We start from the raw sequence: 18,183 nt of genomic DNA on the forward strand, positions 1-18,183 counted from the left end.
AGATCGTTTCAAGATGAGCTCGGCGTGCCTGCCGCGGCAATCTGCCCGACCTGTCGAGGCTGTGGTGGGTGATCGAGGAGCTCGTGCCTGACGGGCTGTGGAAGCAGATCGCGCCACTGCTCCCGCCGCCCAAGCCCCGCCGCTACCGCCATCCGGGCCGGCGACCGATCGATGACCGGGCCGCACTGGCCGGCATCGTGTTCGTGCTCAAGACCGGCATCACCTGGAACCAGCTGCCCACCTCGCTGGTCGGCTGCTCCGGGGTGACCTGCTGGCGGCGGCTGCGGGACTGGACCGAGGCCGGCGTCTGGCCGGCGCTGCACCAGCTGCTGCTGGCCCAGCTGCGTGCGCTCGGTGACCTGGATCTGGACCGCTGCGCGGTCGACGGCTGCCACGTGCGAGCGCTCAAAGGGGGGACCACGTCGGCCCCTCGCCGGTCGATCGTGGCCGCCCCGGCTCCAAGCACCACCTGATTCGCGATGCCGGTGGCATCCCGCTTGCGGTCACGCTCACCGGCGGCAACCGCAACGACGTCACCCAGCTCATTCCGCTGGTCGATGCCATCCCGCCGATCCGCGGCCGGCGCGGCCGGCGCCGCCGGCGACCGCGGGAGCTGTTCGCCGATCGCGGCTACGACCACGACAAGTACCGCCGCCAGCTTCGCCAGCGCGGCATCACACCGCGTATTGCTCGCCGCGGCGTCGCCCACGGCTCCGGCCTGGGCAAGCAGCGCTGGGTGGTCGAGCGCGGCTTCGCCTGGCTGCACGCCTTCAAACGGCTTCGCACCCGCTACGAGCGCCGCGCCGACATCCACCTCGGCCTACTCCAGCTGGCCTGCGCCCTCATCTGCTACCGACAACTACCGGTCGTTCTGAAATGAGTTCTTAAGGCCACGACGATCCTGTTCTGGGTTTCGAACTCCATTGGCGACAACCGGCGGGGTGCCCACATCGAGATCCATCTGGCGACCACACCCACCTGGCGACCGCGACCTCCCCGGTTGTCCGCGTCGCTGCGGCGCGCGATTTCCACCGGCACCTTCACGACGTCGGGGAGCAGGGGCCACGACCGGACATCAGCCCAGTGGATCGTCGATCGGCGCCTCCACCGGGCGCCAGCGGCTTGCTTCTCCGGACTCGGCTCGGGTCACCATCGGAGGCGTCGCCCGTTGGTGGTGATTCGCCGACGTCAGCCACTGCAGCCAGCGCTTCGGCGCCGCCTTCCGCGCGTCGCCGCGCGACTGGTCTGAGGGGTGCTGATCGCCGGTCGCTGACCGTCCCAGCCGCCCGGGACGGTGCAGCCGCGGCCACGACCACGGCCACGGCGCTGCTCGGTCGGAGGTGTGGCGGGAGGCCGGGCGAGGTTCCGGTGGCCCCTACGGGCCGCTGGCGTGTCACGGGGCCACTGCAGCACGGATGGCGGCAGCATAGATGGCGGCGCATGGATGGCGCGGGCACGGGGCCTGGGGGATGCATGGGTGCAACTTGTGACGACGCGTGCGGGAGCTGAGCCGACGGGCGCTGCTGGGCTGGGCGGGGGCGTCCACGCTCGCCGCCGCCGGCTGCGGCGTCGGTGGCCGCTCGTTCACGGCGACGGTGTCGACCACGCCCGCGTCCACCACCTCCTCGGCTCCATCGTCTCTTCCGGTCCCGACGCCGCAGGTGCGGCTGATCGGCGACGGATCGACCGCCGACACCGGCCCACAGCCTCACCAGCCGGTTCCGCGGCGTCTGCGGCCCGGCGAGCGCCCGCCCCAATTCGTGGTCTTTTCCTGGGACGGCGCGGCCAATCTGTCCACCGGCCAGTTCCCCCGGTTCCGGACGCTGGCGCAGGAGCTGGGCGCGTCGATGACTTTCTTCCTGAGCGGTGTGTACGCGCTGCCGGCCGAGCAGCGGATGCGCTACGCCCCGCCGCGGCATCCGGTCGGCTCCTCCGACATCGGCTTCCTGTCGACCCAGGAGGTGCTGGACACGATGGCCGAGGTCCGCCTGGCCTGGCTCGACGGGGACGAGATCGGCACCCACTTCAACGGTCACTTCTGCGGCGAGCACGGGGTCCGGCTGTGGTCCCCGGAGGACTGGGCCAGCGAGATCTCCCAGGCGAAGCGGTTCGTGCAGACGTGGAAGACCACCACCGGCTGCAGCGACCTGCCGCCGCTGCCCTTCGACTACGACGTCGAGCTGATCGGCGGCCGCACCCCGTGCCTCGAGGGCCAGGACGGCCTGCTGCCCGCCGCCGCCGCGCTGGGGTGGCGGTACGACGCCAGCTCACCGGGCGGCCGGCAGGTCTGGCCCGGGAAGAAGCTCGACCTGTGGGACTTTCCGCTGCCGTCGGTGCCTTTCCCGACGACCGACCCCGGCGTCGGCGCCAGCGTGCTCGCCATGGACTACAACCTCATGTACCGGCAGACCCGAGGGGACGTGGCCGGTGACCCGGCGATGTACGGCACCTGGCGACAACAGGCCACCGACGCCTATCTGGCCGGGTTCGAGCGGGCCTACACCACCAACCGTGCTCCGTTCTTCGTCGGCAACCACTTCGAGCAGTGGAACGGCGGGATCTACATGGACGCCGTGGAGGACGCGCTGCGGGCCATCGCCGGCCGGCCCGAGGTGCACCTGGTGTCCTTTCGTCAGCTGGTGGCCTGGTTGGACGTGCAGGACCCCGCCGTTCTCGACCGGCTCCGCACCCTGCCGGTGGGCACGCCCCCGGCCGCCGGCTGGGAGTCCTTCCTGGCCTGATCCCGTCCGGGCTCGTCCCCCAGCTCGCTCCAGGAGTTCGAGCTGAGTCCGGGCAGTGCCGTTCTGGCAGGGCCCCGCGCCACCACCGTCGACGCCCTGGTGATCACCGACCCGGCCGGGCGGCTGCTGTGCTGCGGACAGACCCGCTCCGGCTCTATTCATGATCTGACCCAGGTGCGCCAGGCCGGCCTGGTCGAACGGCTGGCCCTCATCCCCGGCGTCACCCTGCTGGCTGACGCCGGGTATCAGGGGCTGAGCACCCAGACCGCCGGCGCGGTCGTCACGCCGCGGCCGGCCCGGCGCAAGGACCCAATTCCGGTCTTTCCCGCCGTCGCCGCGGCGCACGAGGCCGAACGGCGGGCTCATGCGTCCAAGCGGATCCGCGTCGAGCACGGCATCGGCCACCTCAAGAACTGGCAAGCCCTGTCCCGACACCTCGGCCGACGCGACCACCTGGACACAATCCTGCCCGCGGTCGCCGGACTGGTTTCCAGCCAGGAATGGGCCCTACGACCCGAACTGGTTCACCACCCGCCAAGAGCTCTCCCGGCCGGCACCGCCGCGTGATCGACCTGGTCCTGGACAGATCGACGACGGCCCGCCGCTAACCATGCACGAGGTCGTTGGACCCGCTGACTGTCCGTCGGGCTCACCGTCCTGTCGCCACCGCGCGGACACGGAACCTTGCCGGACGGGTCGCGAGGCCCATACGCGTATCGGTGACGCAGCGGTGACGGGCGGCGACTACGACTGCACGTACGACCGTCGACAGTGGCTGCCACCAGCGCCGACGGGCATCGGTCGATCACGCTGGAGGGGAGTCCGGGCGCCCCGATCATCGGGATCGATGGCTTCGTTGCCGCCGCGTTGAACGCCGTCTCGACCCAACGCATCTACAGGAGAAGGGCATGCCTGGTATCCACCCGTTCCGGCGCCTGTTCGGTCGGAAGCTCAAGCTCGCTGAACCGTCACGTGTCCGGCTCATCGAGGAGCAACCCCTCCTCCATGGCGCTCGACCACCCGCGCCGGAGTGGGACCCGGTCAGGAAGCTGCCCATCATCTATGTCCGGGGGTACGCCGGCGGGACATCGGGGATCGATCGAGCGGTCGACGACCCGCTGTACGGCTTCAACGAGGGCTCGGTGCATGTCCGGGTGGGGAACAGCACGGATCCCGTCTTCTACCAGTTCGAGAGCCCGCTGCTACGGCTGATCGGAGATGACGGGTACCGGCTCATCGTCGAGGGCAGCCAGCAGGTCTACCTCGCCGCACAGCCGGACGGGAAGGTGCCGCAGGCCACCATCTGGGTGCATCGATTCTATGACGTGTCCGCGTCGACCCTAGGCCGCAACCCCGAGGACTTCTTGATCGAGAAGGCCGCCGAGGACCTCTACGAGCTGGTGCAGCTGATCCGGCGCAAGACCGGCGCGCCGCGGGTCCATCTGGTCGCGCACTCGATGGGCGGGCTGGTCTGCCGGTCGCTGATCCAGCGGGTTATCCCTGATCGCGGGGAACGCGCCGAGGATCTCGTGGCGTGCCTGTTCACCTATGGCACCCCGCACGGCGGCATCGAGTTCGCCGTTGGCGGTGGCCTTGTGGAGGGACTGCGCGACTTCTTCGACGTCAACGGAGCCGGCATCTTCGGCCCCGAGCGGATGTACCAGTACCTCACCCCTCGCTCGGCGCGGCGGTCCGACGAGCCGCCGGCAGGCTGGCGGCCTGCCGAGATCCCGGACGGGGTGTTCCCGCTTGACCGCGTCTTCTGCCTCGTGGGGACCAACCCCGAGGACTACGACGTCGCCCGGGGGTTGTCTGCCAAGGCCGTGGGCGCACGCAGCGACGGCCTGGTCCAGATCGACAACGCCTACGTCCCCGGGGCCCGCCGGGCCTTCGTGTACCGCAGCCACAGCGGGCGGTACGGGATGGTCAACTCCGAGGAGGGCTATCAAAACCTGCGGCGCTTTCTATTCGGCGACCTGGAGGTGATCGCGGAGCTCGGCGGGCTGCGGGTCCGCGGCGAGAAGGACGACGAGCTCATCTGGCAACTGGAGACGCAGATGTCCATCCGCGGGCTGCCGATCCTCATGCACGAGCAGACCGCGGCCCATCACTGCCCGGTCCAGGTCGAGTGGCGCCGGGATAAGGACACCGCGGATACCCCGGTGCCGCTGGTGACCACCTTCCTGAGCAGCGCCGCACCGCGGCCTGTCGAGCAGGGAACTGCGATCGAGGTGCCGCGGTTGCGCCATGCGCTGCGCCTGCGGCTCATCTCGATCAGGGAGCAGGGCGGCGTCTTCGGCTTTCTCGAGCACTTGGAGCAGACGGCGGACTGGGAGGACACCCTGGTCGTCGACATCGCGCCGGGTGACGGGGCGGCGGCGCCGCGGGCGTGGGTCATGTGGAACTCGGTCATCCCCGGTGCTCTCCGGGACTGGCAGCCGGACGGTCCGCCGCTGGCCGACCTCGACCCCACGCCGGGGCGCTGGCATGGGCGCATCCCGGTACCGGACACGGCCCAGCCGATCCTCGGTCCGGACGCCGCGGTCGTCCTCACCGTCACCGGCCGGTCCTGAGTACTCACGACCCTGCGTCGCGGTTTCCCGGGAGCAACCGAGTCCCATGGGCGCCGGTCAGCTCTGAGGGCTTGCCCAGCGGGCTGCAGCACCCGGCGTCCCTGCTGTTCGCGCAGCAGCCGCGGCGGAGTTGACAGTCGCTCGGACCGACCCTGACGGTCGGGGGGTTCTCCGCGCGCTGCCGGGTCGGCGTGCCGGTGGCCCGAACGAGTTCCCCGAGGTTGCGGGTTAGTGGAGGCGGCTGCAGGGAAACCGGCTCGATCGGATGTGCTCACGAAGGCTTCCGCGTGCTCAGTGCGCCGCCGCACTTTCTCCCCGCGTCACCAGGATGCTTCACATCTCGCGTTGCTGGGCCGCACGGATGGTGGCTGTTCAGGCCTTTCGTGACATGTCGTGGTCGGGTGATTTCCAAGCACCGCCGGCGGCAGGCCGTACGCACTGTCGCGTGATCTGTGTCGGGTCCGGCTCCGGTCACGTCGGCGTCGACTTCAGCGGGCCGGATGCTTGCCTGAGCGGTGTCCCGTCAGCGGGCATCGCACGGGGGCGCGGCTGCTCACGAGCCAGTGACGCCACGGTGACGCCTTGGGATCAGGCTTCCTGTCGGCGCGCACAGAAGCAGTCGCCATGCTCGCCCTCCACCACGAGCCTCGACCACTCGAAGGACCTGAGATGTCTCACGGTTTCAGCACAGGCGAGGTCTGCCGTGCGGCCGCAGGACTGTCGGTAGCTGCCGCCAGGCGCGTCGGCCTGGCGGCACTGCGACCCGTTGGGCAAACCGACCGGAGGCAGCCGATCATCACCGGGGACTGCCGATTCCAGCGGTCGAACGACGGCTTCGGCCGGTACACGCCGCGACCGCAGAGCTCCGGCCGGCCCCGTCGCCCGAGGGCGTTCACCAGTGCCGCCTGGCACGCGTCGCCGGCGAACCACGCACAGTTCGCGCGTCGGCGGACAGCTGATGCTCGTCGTGCTCGATGACGCCGGGTGAAGGCGGAGTGAGGGTGCAACATGATTGCGTTCGATGCCTTGACTCGGCGACCGCGGCCCAAGCCGGTCCTCCGAGCAGAGGAGCTGCGCGAGAGGTGTGTCGACGGTCAGGATCTGACTGCGACTGATCGCCGCATCGTCGGTCGACTCGATCTCTCCGGAGTCCACATCCGGCACGCGCTGCGGTTCGTCAACTGCGATTTCGAGGATCGCATCGATCTGAGTGACGCGCGTGCCGGGGAGTTGATCGAGTGGCATGGCGGGAGGATCGCGGGAATCGTGGCGGACCGGTTCCAGAGCAGGGCCAGCGTCACCGTCTCGGATGTGGATGTGCGCGGAACAATCTCCCTGCGCTGGGCGCACCTGCAGGGTGACCTCCGCCTCACCAATAGTTCACTCCAGGTCCCGGAGGGGGTTGCCCTGCAGGCGAGCGACCTCCGTCTGGAGGGCAGCCTGTTCCTCGACGGCGATGGGCGGTCGGGTCGCCCTGATGCGGGTGTACGCGCGCGGGGTGAGGTGCGTCTGGCGTCGGCGTACGTCGGGGGATCGATCGACTGCCGGCGCGGCACATTCGTCAACCCTTCCGCCTGCACGATCAACGGGTACGAGATGACGGTGGAAGCAGACCTGCTGTGCTGTGACGGCTTCCGCGCCAACGGTGAGGTCTACCTGGAACGCGCCACGGTCAACCGGTTCCGGGCCGATGGTGGGACCTTCCGCAGCGGAGCGAACGGATACGCGCTGCGCTGCGATGCGCTACGCGCACGGTCCGGGGTCTTCCTCGACCGTGGATTCGCTGCGTTCGGCAAGGTCCGCCTCGTCGGCGCTGACATCACCGGCCAGTTGAGCTGCACGCACGGCAGATTCTCCAATCCCGGAGACGAGGCGCTCGAGGCGTGGCGCCTGCATGCAGAGGAGGTCTATCTCGACCACGCGTTCCGAGCAGAGGGTGCAGTGCGGTTGGACGGCGCGCACCTGACCCGCCAACTCAACTGCACCAACGGCATGTTCTTCAACGAGAAGGGCTACGCGCTCGACGCCGACGGCATGCAGTGCGACGGTTCCGTGTTCCTGGACAGGGGCTTCAACGCCAAGGGGGAGGTGAGGCTCGTCGGTGCTCGGATTAATACCGAGCTGAACTGCACCGCGGGTCGCTTCGACAACCCGGGGGGCCGGGCACTCAACGCCGATGGGCTCGACACGCCAGGCAGCGTCTTCTTGAACAGCGAGTCGGAGCACGAGTTCCACGCGCTGGGTGAGGTTCGGCTTGCGAGAGCGACCGTCGGGCGTCAGTTGATGCTCTCCGGCGCAACCCTCGTGAACGGCCAGACGAGGACCCTGGACCTGACCGGGCTGGTCGGTCACGGTGATGTGTTGCTCGACCATGGATTCCACAGCAGCGGTCCGGTGCAGATCCGCGGAGCGAGGATCGACCGCGACCTGACCTTCTCCGGCGCCCGGCTGGACGGGGGAGTGGACGCGCAGGGAGTTCGTATCGGAGGAACGCTCACCTGGGAGGTGTCCGAGCGGTCCCGCGGCGAGGTGAACCTGTCGTTCGCCACTGTGGAGACACTCCAGGACACGCTGATCAACTGGCCGGAGAAGCAGCTCGCGCTGGCCGGCTTCTCCTGTCGAGCTCCCGCTGAGACGGGACTGGACGTCGAGCAGTGGATCACGTGGCTGGGAAGGACGAAGGCCCACTACTCCGACGCCTACCACCAGCTGGGCCAGGCATATCAGCGCAACGGCAACGAGGCCGCCGCGAAGCAAATCGCCATAGCCCGACAACGGGACCTGCGCAAGCCCGGGCGCGGGGACCTCGGGCGGCCCGCCCGGGTGTGGAACTGGCTACTTGATGTCACGACCCGCTTCGGGTACGAGCTACACCGGCCGCTGATACTTCTCCTGGTCATGGCCGTGATCGGCTCCTTCGTATTCCTCTTCGCGGCGCGAGCAGGTCTGATGGTCGCCGAGGATCCACAGCGGCCGTGGTTCCAGCCGTTCGTCTACTCCGTCCAACTCTTGGTGCCTGGCGTGGATCTCCGGCTGACGTCGCGCTGGCTTCCAGACACCGACCTGGCATGGGGCAAGGCAGTGATGGTCTACATCTGGCTCGCCGTCGTAATCGGATGGCTGGCGAGTGGCGCGCTCATCGCCGGCATCGGGCGGTTCTTCCGCCAGGGGAGCTGACACGGGCCTCGTACGTCCGCTTCGGCAGCCGGTGCACCAGTGAGGGTGACGTGCGACGACGCGCGAGCGAGTCCCTGTCCGGGCCGGCCGTAGCGGGTCGGCGACGCGCAGCCAGTCGGCCCGGGTCTCGGGAACGGAGGTGATCAGCTGCGGCGCCGTCGGCTACGAGTTCGACTCCAAGTGGTTCGCCTGCGGGGGTAGGGACCATTCCGAGCCTCGATCCCTGCGTCCTGCAGGCGGATCGCTGGGCGCGGGGTTGCACGAGCTCCTTCCCGGCGACCGCGGATTCCTGTTCGGGTGGGCCGCCGCGGAGTACCCTCGACGCTGCCATCGCTGATATCGACAGCCACCTCGAACTCCAACATCGCCACCCACCTGGATATCGAACCTGCAGCGGTGTACGACTGTGCTTTGCCGGGAGTAGCACGCGGCCTGAGGAGTCGTGGGATGCGCTATCAGGTACAGGCTATGAGGAGGACTCAATGAGGTTTTCTCACCAGAATTTGTCCTCCGCGAACGCGTCAGAGCGGCATCTCTGCAGGTCAGCGCCGCGAGTCGGCCGAGCGTCAAGTGCCTCCTGAGGATGCCTGTTCCGAGGAGTCGCGCTGGAAGTCCCTGACGACTCGCTGCAGGCCTGGCCAGCGGCGTCGACCGCAACCTTCAACGGGTGCGGATTCCTGGTGAGAAACCTCATGGCTGTCAATGGCGGCGCGGCAGATCAATTGTCGCCGAGGGCTACTCCGTTGCGGCAGTTGACGTCCTGGCGGGAGGGGCTGGTATGACCGAGTTGGGTGGCGACGGTGTGGGGACTGTGTCGCTCCCGGATTTCCTCAGCACCTACCAAGTCGGAACGCTCTCGGGCGACGATCGGCGGCTGATCGTCCAGCAGGCGCTGGTCGTGTTGGAGCAGAGCTACTCGCTGCTGCCGTTCAAGGTTGCGCGCTACGGGATCAATCCTCTGCAGCGGTTGCGCCTCCTGCAGACGCAGCTGGGCCGACCCGGTCCGCTTGGTGCGGAGTGGTTTTTCCACAGGGAGTTGGTCGACATCTTCAACTCGCTGCGGGACCTGCACACCCGCTATCGCCTCCCCCGACCCTTCGGTGCTGCGGTCGCCATGTTGCCGTTCCTGTTGAAGGAGTTCGCCGAGGAAGGCCGGCTGCGGTATCTGGTCGGGCGGAGCGCGGCCGAGCAGGAGGACTTGGGGGAGAGCTTCCGCTTCGGTGTCGAGATCACTCATTGGAACGGCGTTCCCATCGATCGAGCGATCGAGCGCTTCGCTGAGCGCATGCCGGGGGCGAATCCCGCAGCCCGCCACGCCCGCGCCGTCGAGCTCTTCACATTCCGCTCGCTGCAATTCGGACCGCCGCCGGACGACGACTGGGTCACGGTCCAGTACATCGACCACGCGGGGGAGGTCCAGCGCATCGAGCTGACCTGGCTCGTGCGTGGCGTGGCGGCGCCCGCTGAGGCCCAGGCGCCGGCGACCGATCCCGATGTGGCGTTGGCGTTTGACGTTGAGCGCACCCAGGTCGCCCGATTGCGCACGCGGCTGTTCGCCCCGGAGTTCATCGCGGCCGAGGCCTCGGGAGAGCCCGTGGCCGCCGGGCCCGATGACGTCACCGTCAGCCCCGCATGGTCCACCGTGTTCCAGGCGCGAAGGGCACAGGTAGGCGGAAGCGTGCTCGGCTACCTACGCATCCGAACATTCCTGCCACCTATACCCAGCACCGCGAGCGTCATCGGATTTGTCCAGGAGTTCATCCGGTTGCTCGGCGAGCTGCCTCAGAATGGCCTCGTGCTGGACGTGCGGGGCAACGGCGGCGGTGCGGTGCTGGCCTCCGAGTTGTGCCTGCAAGCGCTCACGGCCCGACCCCTCGAACCGGAGCCCGCGCAGTTCGCCGCCACGATGCTGAACCTGCGCACGTGCCGGACGAACCGGACCCTCGCCGCCTGGCTACCGTCCATGGAGCAGGCGGTGGAGTCCGGCGCTGCCTACTCGGCGGGCATCCCCTTCACTACCCGGCAGCTGCTCGCTGAGGTCCCCCAGTCCTACTTCGGGCCCGTGGTCCTGGTCACCGACGCCCGCTGCTACTCGGCGACCGATATATTCGCTGCCGGTTTCCAGGACCACGGCATCGGCCTGGTGCTTGGCACCGACGGCAGCACGGGCGCCGGTGGCGCGAACGTCTGGCGGATGTCGGACCTGCTCGGGTCCCTCCCGGCATCCGACAACTCGCCGTTCCGGCCCCTGCCTGGCGGCGCCGATGTGACCGTTGCCATCCGGCGCCTGTTACGTGTCGGCCCGAACGCCGGCACTCCGCTGGAGGATTACGGCGTCGTCCCCGACGAGTCACACATCACCACGCGCCGTGACATCACCGACAACGAGGTCGACCTTATGGCCACCGCCGCCGAGCTACTCGCCCGATCGAAGCCGCTGCGGTTGGACGTCGAGCTCAACGAAGCCGGAGGAGAGCTGACCGTCATGTTCGCAACAGTCGGGATCGACCACGCCGACGTGGTTGTCGACGGCCGACCTCGCCTCACCATCGACCTGGGCGGCAACCTCGGCCCCGTCGTCGTGCCCGGCGCCGGGACGCCCCAGGAGGTTCGCGTCATCGGCTACGGCGACAGCGCCCCCGTCGCCGCCCGCACCTTCACCCGCAACGGACCGACCCTCGACCTCCGAACCACCTTCACCCCCTAACGACCTCGTCGTGGTTAGCGGCAAGGCTTGCTCGTGAGGGACGGGGCAGGGTCACGGTGTGTCCAGGACGCTGGCCCGTGCCGCCGTTGTTGCCGATCGCCGGGTGACGGGGCTGTCCCCGCAGGTCCTCGCTGACTTGATCGTCGAGCTGGGGCCGCGCTGTCAGGCGCGCCAGGACGCACGGCTGGCCGATCGGCCGCGTCAACGAGCGGTTGGCGCTGGCGCCCGGTACCGGCTGGTGTTCAGCGACCGGTTGCTGGCCACCCTGGTCCATCTGTGCCACGGGGTTACCCACGACGTGCTGGCCTGCTGGTCGGGGGTGTCCCGTTCCACGATCACCCGGGCGGTCGGGGAGGTCCGCCCGCTGCTGGCCGAGCGCGGCTGCACCGTCCAGGGCGGCATCCGGCTGCGCACCCTGGCCGACGTCATCGCCCACCTGGGCGCCAGCGGGCAGCTGGGCCTGCTCGATGCCACTGAGGTCCGGGTGCGCCGCCCGGCCGCCGGTCGGGCCGGTCGGGCCGGTCGGCGCAAGTTCGTCTCGGGTCAGGCCCGCGCCAACACCGTCAAGGCGCTGGTGATCACCGACGCCGCCGGGCTGCTGTTGCTCTGCGGACAGCCCGCCCGGGCTCCATCCACGACCTGACCCAGGTCCGCCAGGCCGGCTTGGTCGAGCTGCTGGCCCTCATCCCCGGCGTCACCCTGCTCGCCGACGCCGGCTACCAGGGCCTGAGCACCCAGACCGCCGGTGCGGTGCTCACTCCGCGGCCGGCCCGGCGGAAGAACCAGATCCCGGTCTCCCCGCCGTCGCCGCGGCACACGAGGCCGAACGCAGAGCGCACGCGGCCACGCGGATCCGCGTCGAGCACGGCATCAGCCACCCGCAGAACTGGCGAGCCCTGTCCCGGCACTTCGGCCGACGCGAGCACCTCGACACCATCCGGCCCGCGGTCGCCGGGCTGGTCTCCAGCCAGGAACGAGCACCACGACCTGACCAGCTTCGCCACCTGCCGAGAGCGCTACCGGCCGGCACTGCCGCGTGATCGAACTGGCCCTGAACAGGTCGACGACGGCCCGCGGCTAACTTTGCACGAGGTCGTAAGCAGAACGGGTCGTAATGAACGGTTGGCACCGCTTCGTGAGAGCTCGTCGTCACGTGGGGCGGGCTGAACTGCATAGCGTCCGCTCGTGGGGAACCGACTCGGCTGGGCGCCTGGAGGCTGCAGCGACGGGCGCAGAGCAAGGGCGCGTCGGCCCGGGTGATGAGCGGGCGTGGATCGCACTGCGGTTATGTCGCGTGTTCAGTCATGGAGAAGGGGTCACGCTGCAGGTGCCGGAGCCGAGCAACAGGTTCAAGGGCCGACTGTTGCGAACGCGTGACGGACAGCCTGCAGAGATTGAGGACCTGAGCAGTCGCATCTCCAGCCCCGATTGTGGCATGGGAGAGGACCAAGTTGCCCTCGATGTATCCGTCGGTCAGGGATAGCGGCCACCGGGGGAGCGCCATCCTGCGACTCTGGCGATCACCCCTGCCGCTGGAGCTCGTGCGTACTCGGCCGCTGAGCCCCCGTGACCAATCTGAGCGCCTGAGACTTCCACCGGCGGTATCGGCGGCGCGCCAGGCTCACTAAACTGGCGTCGGATACGGCGGCCTCCAGCGCGGTAAGGCGATCGTTCTGCTGGTCGAGCCGCTCGGCCTGCCGCTCCAGTAGCTCGGCCGCGCGCCGCAGTAGGTGCACCGCTTCCTCCTCGCGATGCCGGTTCTCGGTGAGGCGGACGATCAGCCTGTCGATTTCCCGCTGAAAGTAGGCGGTCGTGTACAGCAGGCCGCCCAGCCCATGACGCTGGCCGTAAGCTCGTAGCGCCTCGTCGCGGAGGAGTAGATCGACGTCGCGGTGGTCGGTCGAGCCTGTGACGACACTGTTGGCCGCTGGACCGGTCGCCGTCGGCCGCTGATGCCAAAAGGCCAAAGGCTCGCCGTCGAGGAAGCCTAAGCGCAGATCGGTCAAGGTCAGGCGGAGAAAGAATTCCCAGTCCCCGACGACCGGGAGGTCCTCTCGGAACCAGCCGACCGTGTCATGAACCGCGCGCCGGTAGAGAACCGAGATCGGCACCGTCCGATTCGTGCGGAGCATTTCGAACAGCGTGAAGGCATGCACCTGCGGGGCGAATATCTCGCGCTCTATCTCGACGATTGACTCCCCCTGAATTCTCTCCCGGACGATCTCGGTGCGCACGGCCACCGCGGCTTGACTCGTGCCGTCCAGGTGCGCGACGGTCCGAGCGAGGAACGATGGGTGCCACGTGTCGTCGTCGTCGTGGATTGCCACGTAGGTGGACTTCTGAGCAGCGATGCCTCGGTTGGACGCGGCTTCCATACCCCGTTGGGCCTCGTTGTTCAAGAGGGTCAGTCGGCCGGTCGGCATGGGATGGTGCCGCAGCACGGCGTCGACGTCCGCGGCGAGCCCGCCGTCGTTAACCACTACTAGGTGCCAGTCCGAGAACGTTTGGCGACAGACGTCCGCGACAGCGCGCTTGAGTAATAGCGGACGGTTCCTGGTCCGCATAACGACGGCCACCGATGGACGCTCGTCTGTCATCCGCGAAGGGTCGCAGACAGCCTTCGCCGACAGGGGGGATTGCCGCCTCGTGGCCCGATCCGCCCAGCTACTTACGCGCTGCCGCTGACTCGTCCGGGCTCGGACGCCTGCGACGGTCCCGGTTCCTCTCCGCCGCGCACCTGGCGGCCTGAGCCGGCCTGGGGTGGACGAGTCGGCCGGCGAGCGCCAGCGGCCCGAGCAGCAGCATGTCAACAACGTGGCTCACCGCGATGCCGGTCGAGGCCGCCGGCTCAATCGGCCGGATGAAGGGCGCCAGCTTCCTCGCCGCTCGGCACGCCCGGCCTACCAGCCGCCGCGGCAGAGCCCCCGCCCAGGTCCCGGTCGCCCACTCGACGCTCAAGAACGACGAGCCCTACCGGGACCGTAGACCCGACTGGGTCGCCCGCCGCAACGACGAGGCGCAGACCTGCTGCATGGTTACTCAACTCGAGCGACTCGGCCACACCGGTCGTTGTCATTGCCCAACCATGACTGACGAGTCCGTGACGCGACGGTGACGCAACGGTGACGGAGTCCCTGCACTGTTGTGGCTGTCCTGGCGACACAGCACCGCAGTGGGAACTGGTAGTGCCAGTGACTCGGTCCCGCACGGAGGTCGGAATGGAAGACCTGTTTCGGTTGATGCTCCTGCGGCCCGCCGTAACGCAGGATCCCGAGAGTCCCAGCATCGACCTCACCCAGGATTCCGATTACCAGAACGCCCTACGCGAAGCCGTCGCCGGCGGACGCGAGCGCGCCGAGGAGGTGAGCCGCGCGTATGTCCAGGGCGACGAGTTTCTGGGCGATCCCGCGCGCAACGAGTTTGCCGCCGAGCTCGCTGAACTCGCCGCCCGGCTCGATGGACTGGAGGACGAGCCCGCCGTCCGGCGTCCGCCTCAGGATGAGGGCGTTGGTGGGGACCAGGACCAGGACGATGACGGCGATCAGCAGGGTTCCGTCGCCCGGGCGGTCCGGACAGCGTTCGGCCGCCCGGCGTCCGAGGTTGTGGACGACGAGGTGTTCCAGCGGATGCTGCGGCGCCTCCGCGACAGCCTCACGGCGATCAAGGTGCTGCAGGAGGAGCACAGCAGGCCGGTGGAGGAGCTGACCCGACAGCTGCGCACCGCCGAGGTCGTCCGGAGGGCAGCAGTCGAGGACCGGTTCGACGGCGGCCCGGCATTGCACCGCTATCGCCGGCGGTCGCTTCGGCTGCCTGTGGTTCCGGGTTGGGGGTCGCGTCTGTCGACTCGGGACGCCGAGGAGCAGCTGCGCCAGCGTCGGGCGGAAGCCATCGCGGAGCGCGAGGCGCAAGTGGGCGATCTGCTCGGCCGGCACGAAGCGCTGCGAGGCGCGATTGCCGAACTCGGTTCGCTAGAAGGGCGCCACTTCCGGGTCTCGCCCGTGGAAGCAAGCGACGCCATCGCCCCCCCCGAGGAGCTGCGGCTGACGAGCGCCATGGTCGCGGAGAGCGTTTTCACGAAGGACTTGCGAGCGGTGAGTCTTCGCCGGCTGGGGGGAACGATCGACGATGGCCCGGTCATCGGGGAGGCGGGCGAAGAGGCCGGCGACGCGGCGACCGGATCGACGACGGTCCCTGATGGCCTGGCGAACCTGGCGGCCACCTTGGCGAGCACCACCTCCGTCGCCGCCACGGGCAGAGTCGAGTTCACTCCTCCGGACCTGACGGAGGTCGGTTTCATCCTGCGGCCGGAGGCCACCGAGGCGTTGACGGACCGAACCCGCACGCTGCTTGCCGACCGCGGCGTCGACCTCGGCGCCGTCCCGCTCGACCGGATCACCCAGGGCCTCGGTGCCGAGCTGGCCACGACCGTGGAGCGTCTGGAGCAGGTCGCCGGCCACCCGGTGAAGCAGTCCTTCACCCGCGTCGGGGACGCGCTGATCTCCGTGCAGACACCGATCGTTACCGGTTGGGGCAGCCTCGGGACCGGTGGCCTGATGCCTGTCCCGGTGTTCCCGATGGACGGCCGGATCCCGCACACCCGGGGTGCCGTCGCACCTGCTGGTGTGGCGGACCTGCTCGTCGTCCGGCAGCAACTAATTGGATACGAGGGCGCCGACGTCGCGCACATCGAGAATGTGTTGCGGGGCGAGCGGAAGCTGCGCGAGCACACCCGGCGAGAGGAGTCGGAGGTCATCACGCTGTCCGAGAGCGAGGTCAGTACCAGCGAGGAGCGCGAGCTGGAGACCGCGGACCGGTTCGAGATGACCCGTGAGACGAGTACGACGATCAAGGAGGACGCCGCGCTCAAGGCAGGCCTCAGCGTCTCCGGCAGCTACGGCCCGACCGTGGAGTTTGCGGTCAGCGCCGAGGGTTCGATGTCACGGTCCAAGGAGGAGGCGACGAAGGCCGCCTCGTCGTTCTCCCAGGACGTCACCGAGCGCAGCTCGCGGAAGATCGCCGAGCGCATCCTCGAGCGGACCACGACCCGCCTTACCACGGAGACCATCGAGAAGAACACCCACGAGCTGAACAACGTCAAGGGGGCTGGCCACGTATCCGGGGTCTACCAGTGGGTGAACAAGGTCTATCAGGCGCAGATGTACAACTATGGCCTGCGCGCTACCTTCGATTTTATGGTGCCCGAGCCAGCGGCGTTCATCGTGGCCGCTATGAACCGAGCGCATGCTGGAACGGTCACCCTCACCAAGCCGCCCACGTTCAGCCTCCTGCCAGCTCAAATCAACGAGAGCAACTACGGCTACTGGGTGCAGGTCTATCAAGCGAAGGACGTCACGCCGCCGCCGGAGCTCTACCGCACGAAGTCCGCTGACTTCAAGTCCGGCGGCGGGGACAAGAACACCAACTACAACCACTCCGGCCAGATCGCCCTCGACGACGGCTATCGCGCGGTCTTCGGCAGCGTCGCAAGCGTCGGGAACGCCTGGGAGGCCGATCACACACTAGACGTCGTCCTCGGACGCCGCACCAAGCGGATCGCGTCAGGAACCTGGTTGTGGACCACCACGCTGGATGACGAGCGCGACAGCCTGCCTTTCGCCCTCGATACCCGGCACCTCGCCCAGGTCGCGGTCGCGATCGAGGTGAAGACCCAAAGGACCGACCGCGCGATGGAAAAGTGGCGGCTGGAGACGCACGCCAAGCTGGCCACCGCGCACGCCGCTCTCGTCGCGGACTACGAGGAGAAACTCGCGGCGCTGCAACTGCAGGCCGGCGTTGCGATCCGCGGCCGCAACCCGGGGGCCAACCAGCTCACCATCCGGGCGGAGTTGAAGAAGAACTGCATCAGCATCCTGACCGATCAGCACTTCGACCTGTTCGACGCGATCGACGCCTCACCCACCACGGGGCTGCCGCAGCTGGACGTTTTCGAGACCGCAGGTGAGGGTCCGTACGTGCGCTTCTTCGAGCAGGCGTTCGAGTGGGAGCAGATGACCTGGGTGACCTATCCGTACTTCTGGGGTCGCAAGGACCAGTGGGACGAGCGGATCGCCTACGATGACCCCGATCCGGCCTTCAACGAGTTTCTGCAGGCCGGATACGCGCGTGTGTCGGTGCCGGCCCGCCCTGGGTTCGAAGGTGCGATCGACCACTTCCTGACCTTCGGCGAGGCCTGGAACGGTGGACCCCTACCCCCGATCACCAGCCCGCTCTACCTGCCCATCGCCGACGAGATCGCCGAGCGCCTCGACCGTCCCGGCGCCGAAGTGCCGCAGGGTACGGCGTGGACCGTGCGGGTACCCACGAACCTCGTGCACCTGCGGGCCGACGACCGCCTGCCGCGCTGGGAACAGAACCAACAGGGCGAATGGGTCGAGGTCGGCGAGACGACATCGGATGGACCGTCGTCGAGGCAGTGGAGCGGGACCGCGCGCCAGGAAGTCCCGTCGACGCTGGCAACCGACCAGACGACCTGGATCCAGTGGCCCTCCGCGGCCGTCTGGCAGGTGCCAATACCGGACTGGGCCGCCGACGTCGACTTCAACTTTTCCCTTTCTCCGGGAGTAATAGGTGGCGACGTGTGGGGCGAACTCCGACTCGACTTCGGCGGGAGCTTCACCGATCCCTCTCGGTTCGACGTCAACTACGAGGCCGACCAGACGGAGGGGCCGGAGCAGGCCCTGATGCTGGTGGGTGGCACCCATCGCATCCCGGAAGAGATTCGTGGTAAGTCGGTCACCGTGAGGATGGAGGGCCAGATGCTGGACCCAGCCAACCACCCGGGCCGTTTAGAGGCTTACTACGGCAGCGACCTCGCTCCTCCCTATGGCACTCGGATCAACGGCCTGCTCAGCTTCAGAAGGCGGCCAACGACGTGACCCACGCCCGGGCGGACGACCGCCTACCGCGCTACGGGCAGAATTAGAAGGCCGAATGGGTCGGGTCAAGGTGGTGGAGTGATCCGGGC

General features: G+C 68.5%; 10 protein-coding genes. 8 read left to right on the forward strand and 2 right to left on the reverse strand.

All coding sequences use genetic code 11. From position 1 onward, the window contains the following. Positions 1–68: 68 nt before the first annotated feature. The 7 genes from BM165_RS23980 (at position 69) to BM165_RS25870 (ending at position 11,841) form a co-directional block, all read left to right on the forward strand. Positions 69–880 (forward strand): IS5 family transposase gene (locus BM165_RS23980; RefSeq protein WP_432276825.1). Its coding sequence is split into 2 segments (ribosomal slippage): positions 69–417 and positions 417–880, totalling 813 coding nucleotides; the frame shifts between segments, so codons are not numbered across the junction. Positions 881–1,496: 616 nt separating this feature from the next. Continuing rightward, the gene (locus tag BM165_RS22215; RefSeq protein WP_075015732.1) at positions 1,497–2,741 is read left to right on the forward strand and encodes a polysaccharide deacetylase family protein; all 1,245 of its coding nucleotides are present in this window, start codon (positions 1,497–1,499) and stop codon (positions 2,739–2,741) included. A 63-nt stretch (positions 2,742–2,804) separates the two neighbouring features. Further along, positions 2,805–3,308: a transposase family protein gene (locus BM165_RS22220; RefSeq protein WP_280140750.1), complete on the forward strand. Its 504-nt coding sequence runs from the start codon at positions 2,805–2,807 to the stop codon at positions 3,306–3,308. Between the two features lie 341 nt (positions 3,309–3,649). Beyond that, on the forward strand, positions 3,650–5,314 hold the full coding sequence (locus BM165_RS22225; protein ID WP_143108290.1) for an esterase/lipase family protein: 1,665 nt from the start codon (positions 3,650–3,652) through the stop codon (positions 5,312–5,314). 1,008 nt (positions 5,315–6,322) lie between these two features. Further along, the gene (locus BM165_RS22230; protein WP_075015733.1) at positions 6,323–8,491 is read left to right on the forward strand and encodes a hypothetical protein; all 2,169 of its coding nucleotides are present in this window, start codon (positions 6,323–6,325) and stop codon (positions 8,489–8,491) included. 778 nt (positions 8,492–9,269) lie between these two features. Next, a complete protein-coding gene (locus BM165_RS22235; protein WP_075015734.1) occupies positions 9,270–11,198 on the forward strand; it encodes a S41 family peptidase in 1,929 nt (642 codons plus the stop codon). 238 nt (positions 11,199–11,436) lie between these two features. Then, entirely contained in the window at positions 11,437–11,841 is a 405-nt protein-coding gene (locus tag BM165_RS25870; RefSeq protein ID WP_244274399.1) for a helix-turn-helix domain-containing protein, read from the forward strand. A gap of 73 nt (positions 11,842–11,914) precedes the next feature. Here the strand turns inward: BM165_RS25870 and BM165_RS25875 are convergent, their stop codons facing one another. Both BM165_RS25875 and BM165_RS22245 read right to left on the reverse strand, forming a co-directional pair. Then, complete coding sequence (locus tag BM165_RS25875; protein WP_244274400.1) at positions 11,915–12,202, reverse strand: hypothetical protein; 288 nt, start codon at positions 12,200–12,202, stop codon at positions 11,915–11,917. 516 nt (positions 12,203–12,718) lie between these two features. Beyond that, the gene (locus BM165_RS22245; RefSeq protein WP_083427617.1) at positions 12,719–13,795 is read right to left on the reverse strand and encodes a glycosyltransferase family 2 protein; all 1,077 of its coding nucleotides are present in this window, start codon (positions 13,793–13,795) and stop codon (positions 12,719–12,721) included. A 621-nt stretch (positions 13,796–14,416) separates the two neighbouring features. On the opposite strand from BM165_RS22245, the gene BM165_RS22250 reads away from it, so the two are divergent. Then, entirely contained in the window at positions 14,417–18,094 is a 3,678-nt protein-coding gene (locus BM165_RS22250; RefSeq protein WP_075015736.1) for a hypothetical protein, read from the forward strand. The last annotated feature ends 89 nt before the right edge of the window (positions 18,095–18,183 follow it).

It is taken from the genome of Geodermatophilus obscurus (genome assembly GCF_900115395.1).
Classification (GTDB): Bacteria; Actinomycetota; Actinomycetes; order Mycobacteriales; family Geodermatophilaceae; genus Geodermatophilus; species Geodermatophilus obscurus_B.

Bases quoted from the DNA above. Each gene is read 5' to 3' on its own strand.
- BM165_RS22225 (WP_143108290.1), top strand. From the start codon at position 3,650: ATGCCTGGTATCCACCCGTTCCGGCGCCTGTTCGGTCGGAAGCTCAAG.
- BM165_RS22230 (WP_075015733.1), top strand. From the start codon at position 6,323: ATGATTGCGTTCGATGCCTTGACTCGGCGACCGCGGCCCAAGCCGGTC.
- BM165_RS22235 (WP_075015734.1), top strand. From the start codon at position 9,270: ATGACCGAGTTGGGTGGCGACGGTGTGGGGACTGTGTCGCTCCCGGAT.
- BM165_RS22245 (WP_083427617.1), bottom strand. From the start codon at position 13,795: ATGACAGACGAGCGTCCATCGGTGGCCGTCGTTATGCGGACCAGGAAC.
- BM165_RS22250 (WP_075015736.1), top strand. From the start codon at position 14,417: ATGGAAGACCTGTTTCGGTTGATGCTCCTGCGGCCCGCCGTAACGCAG.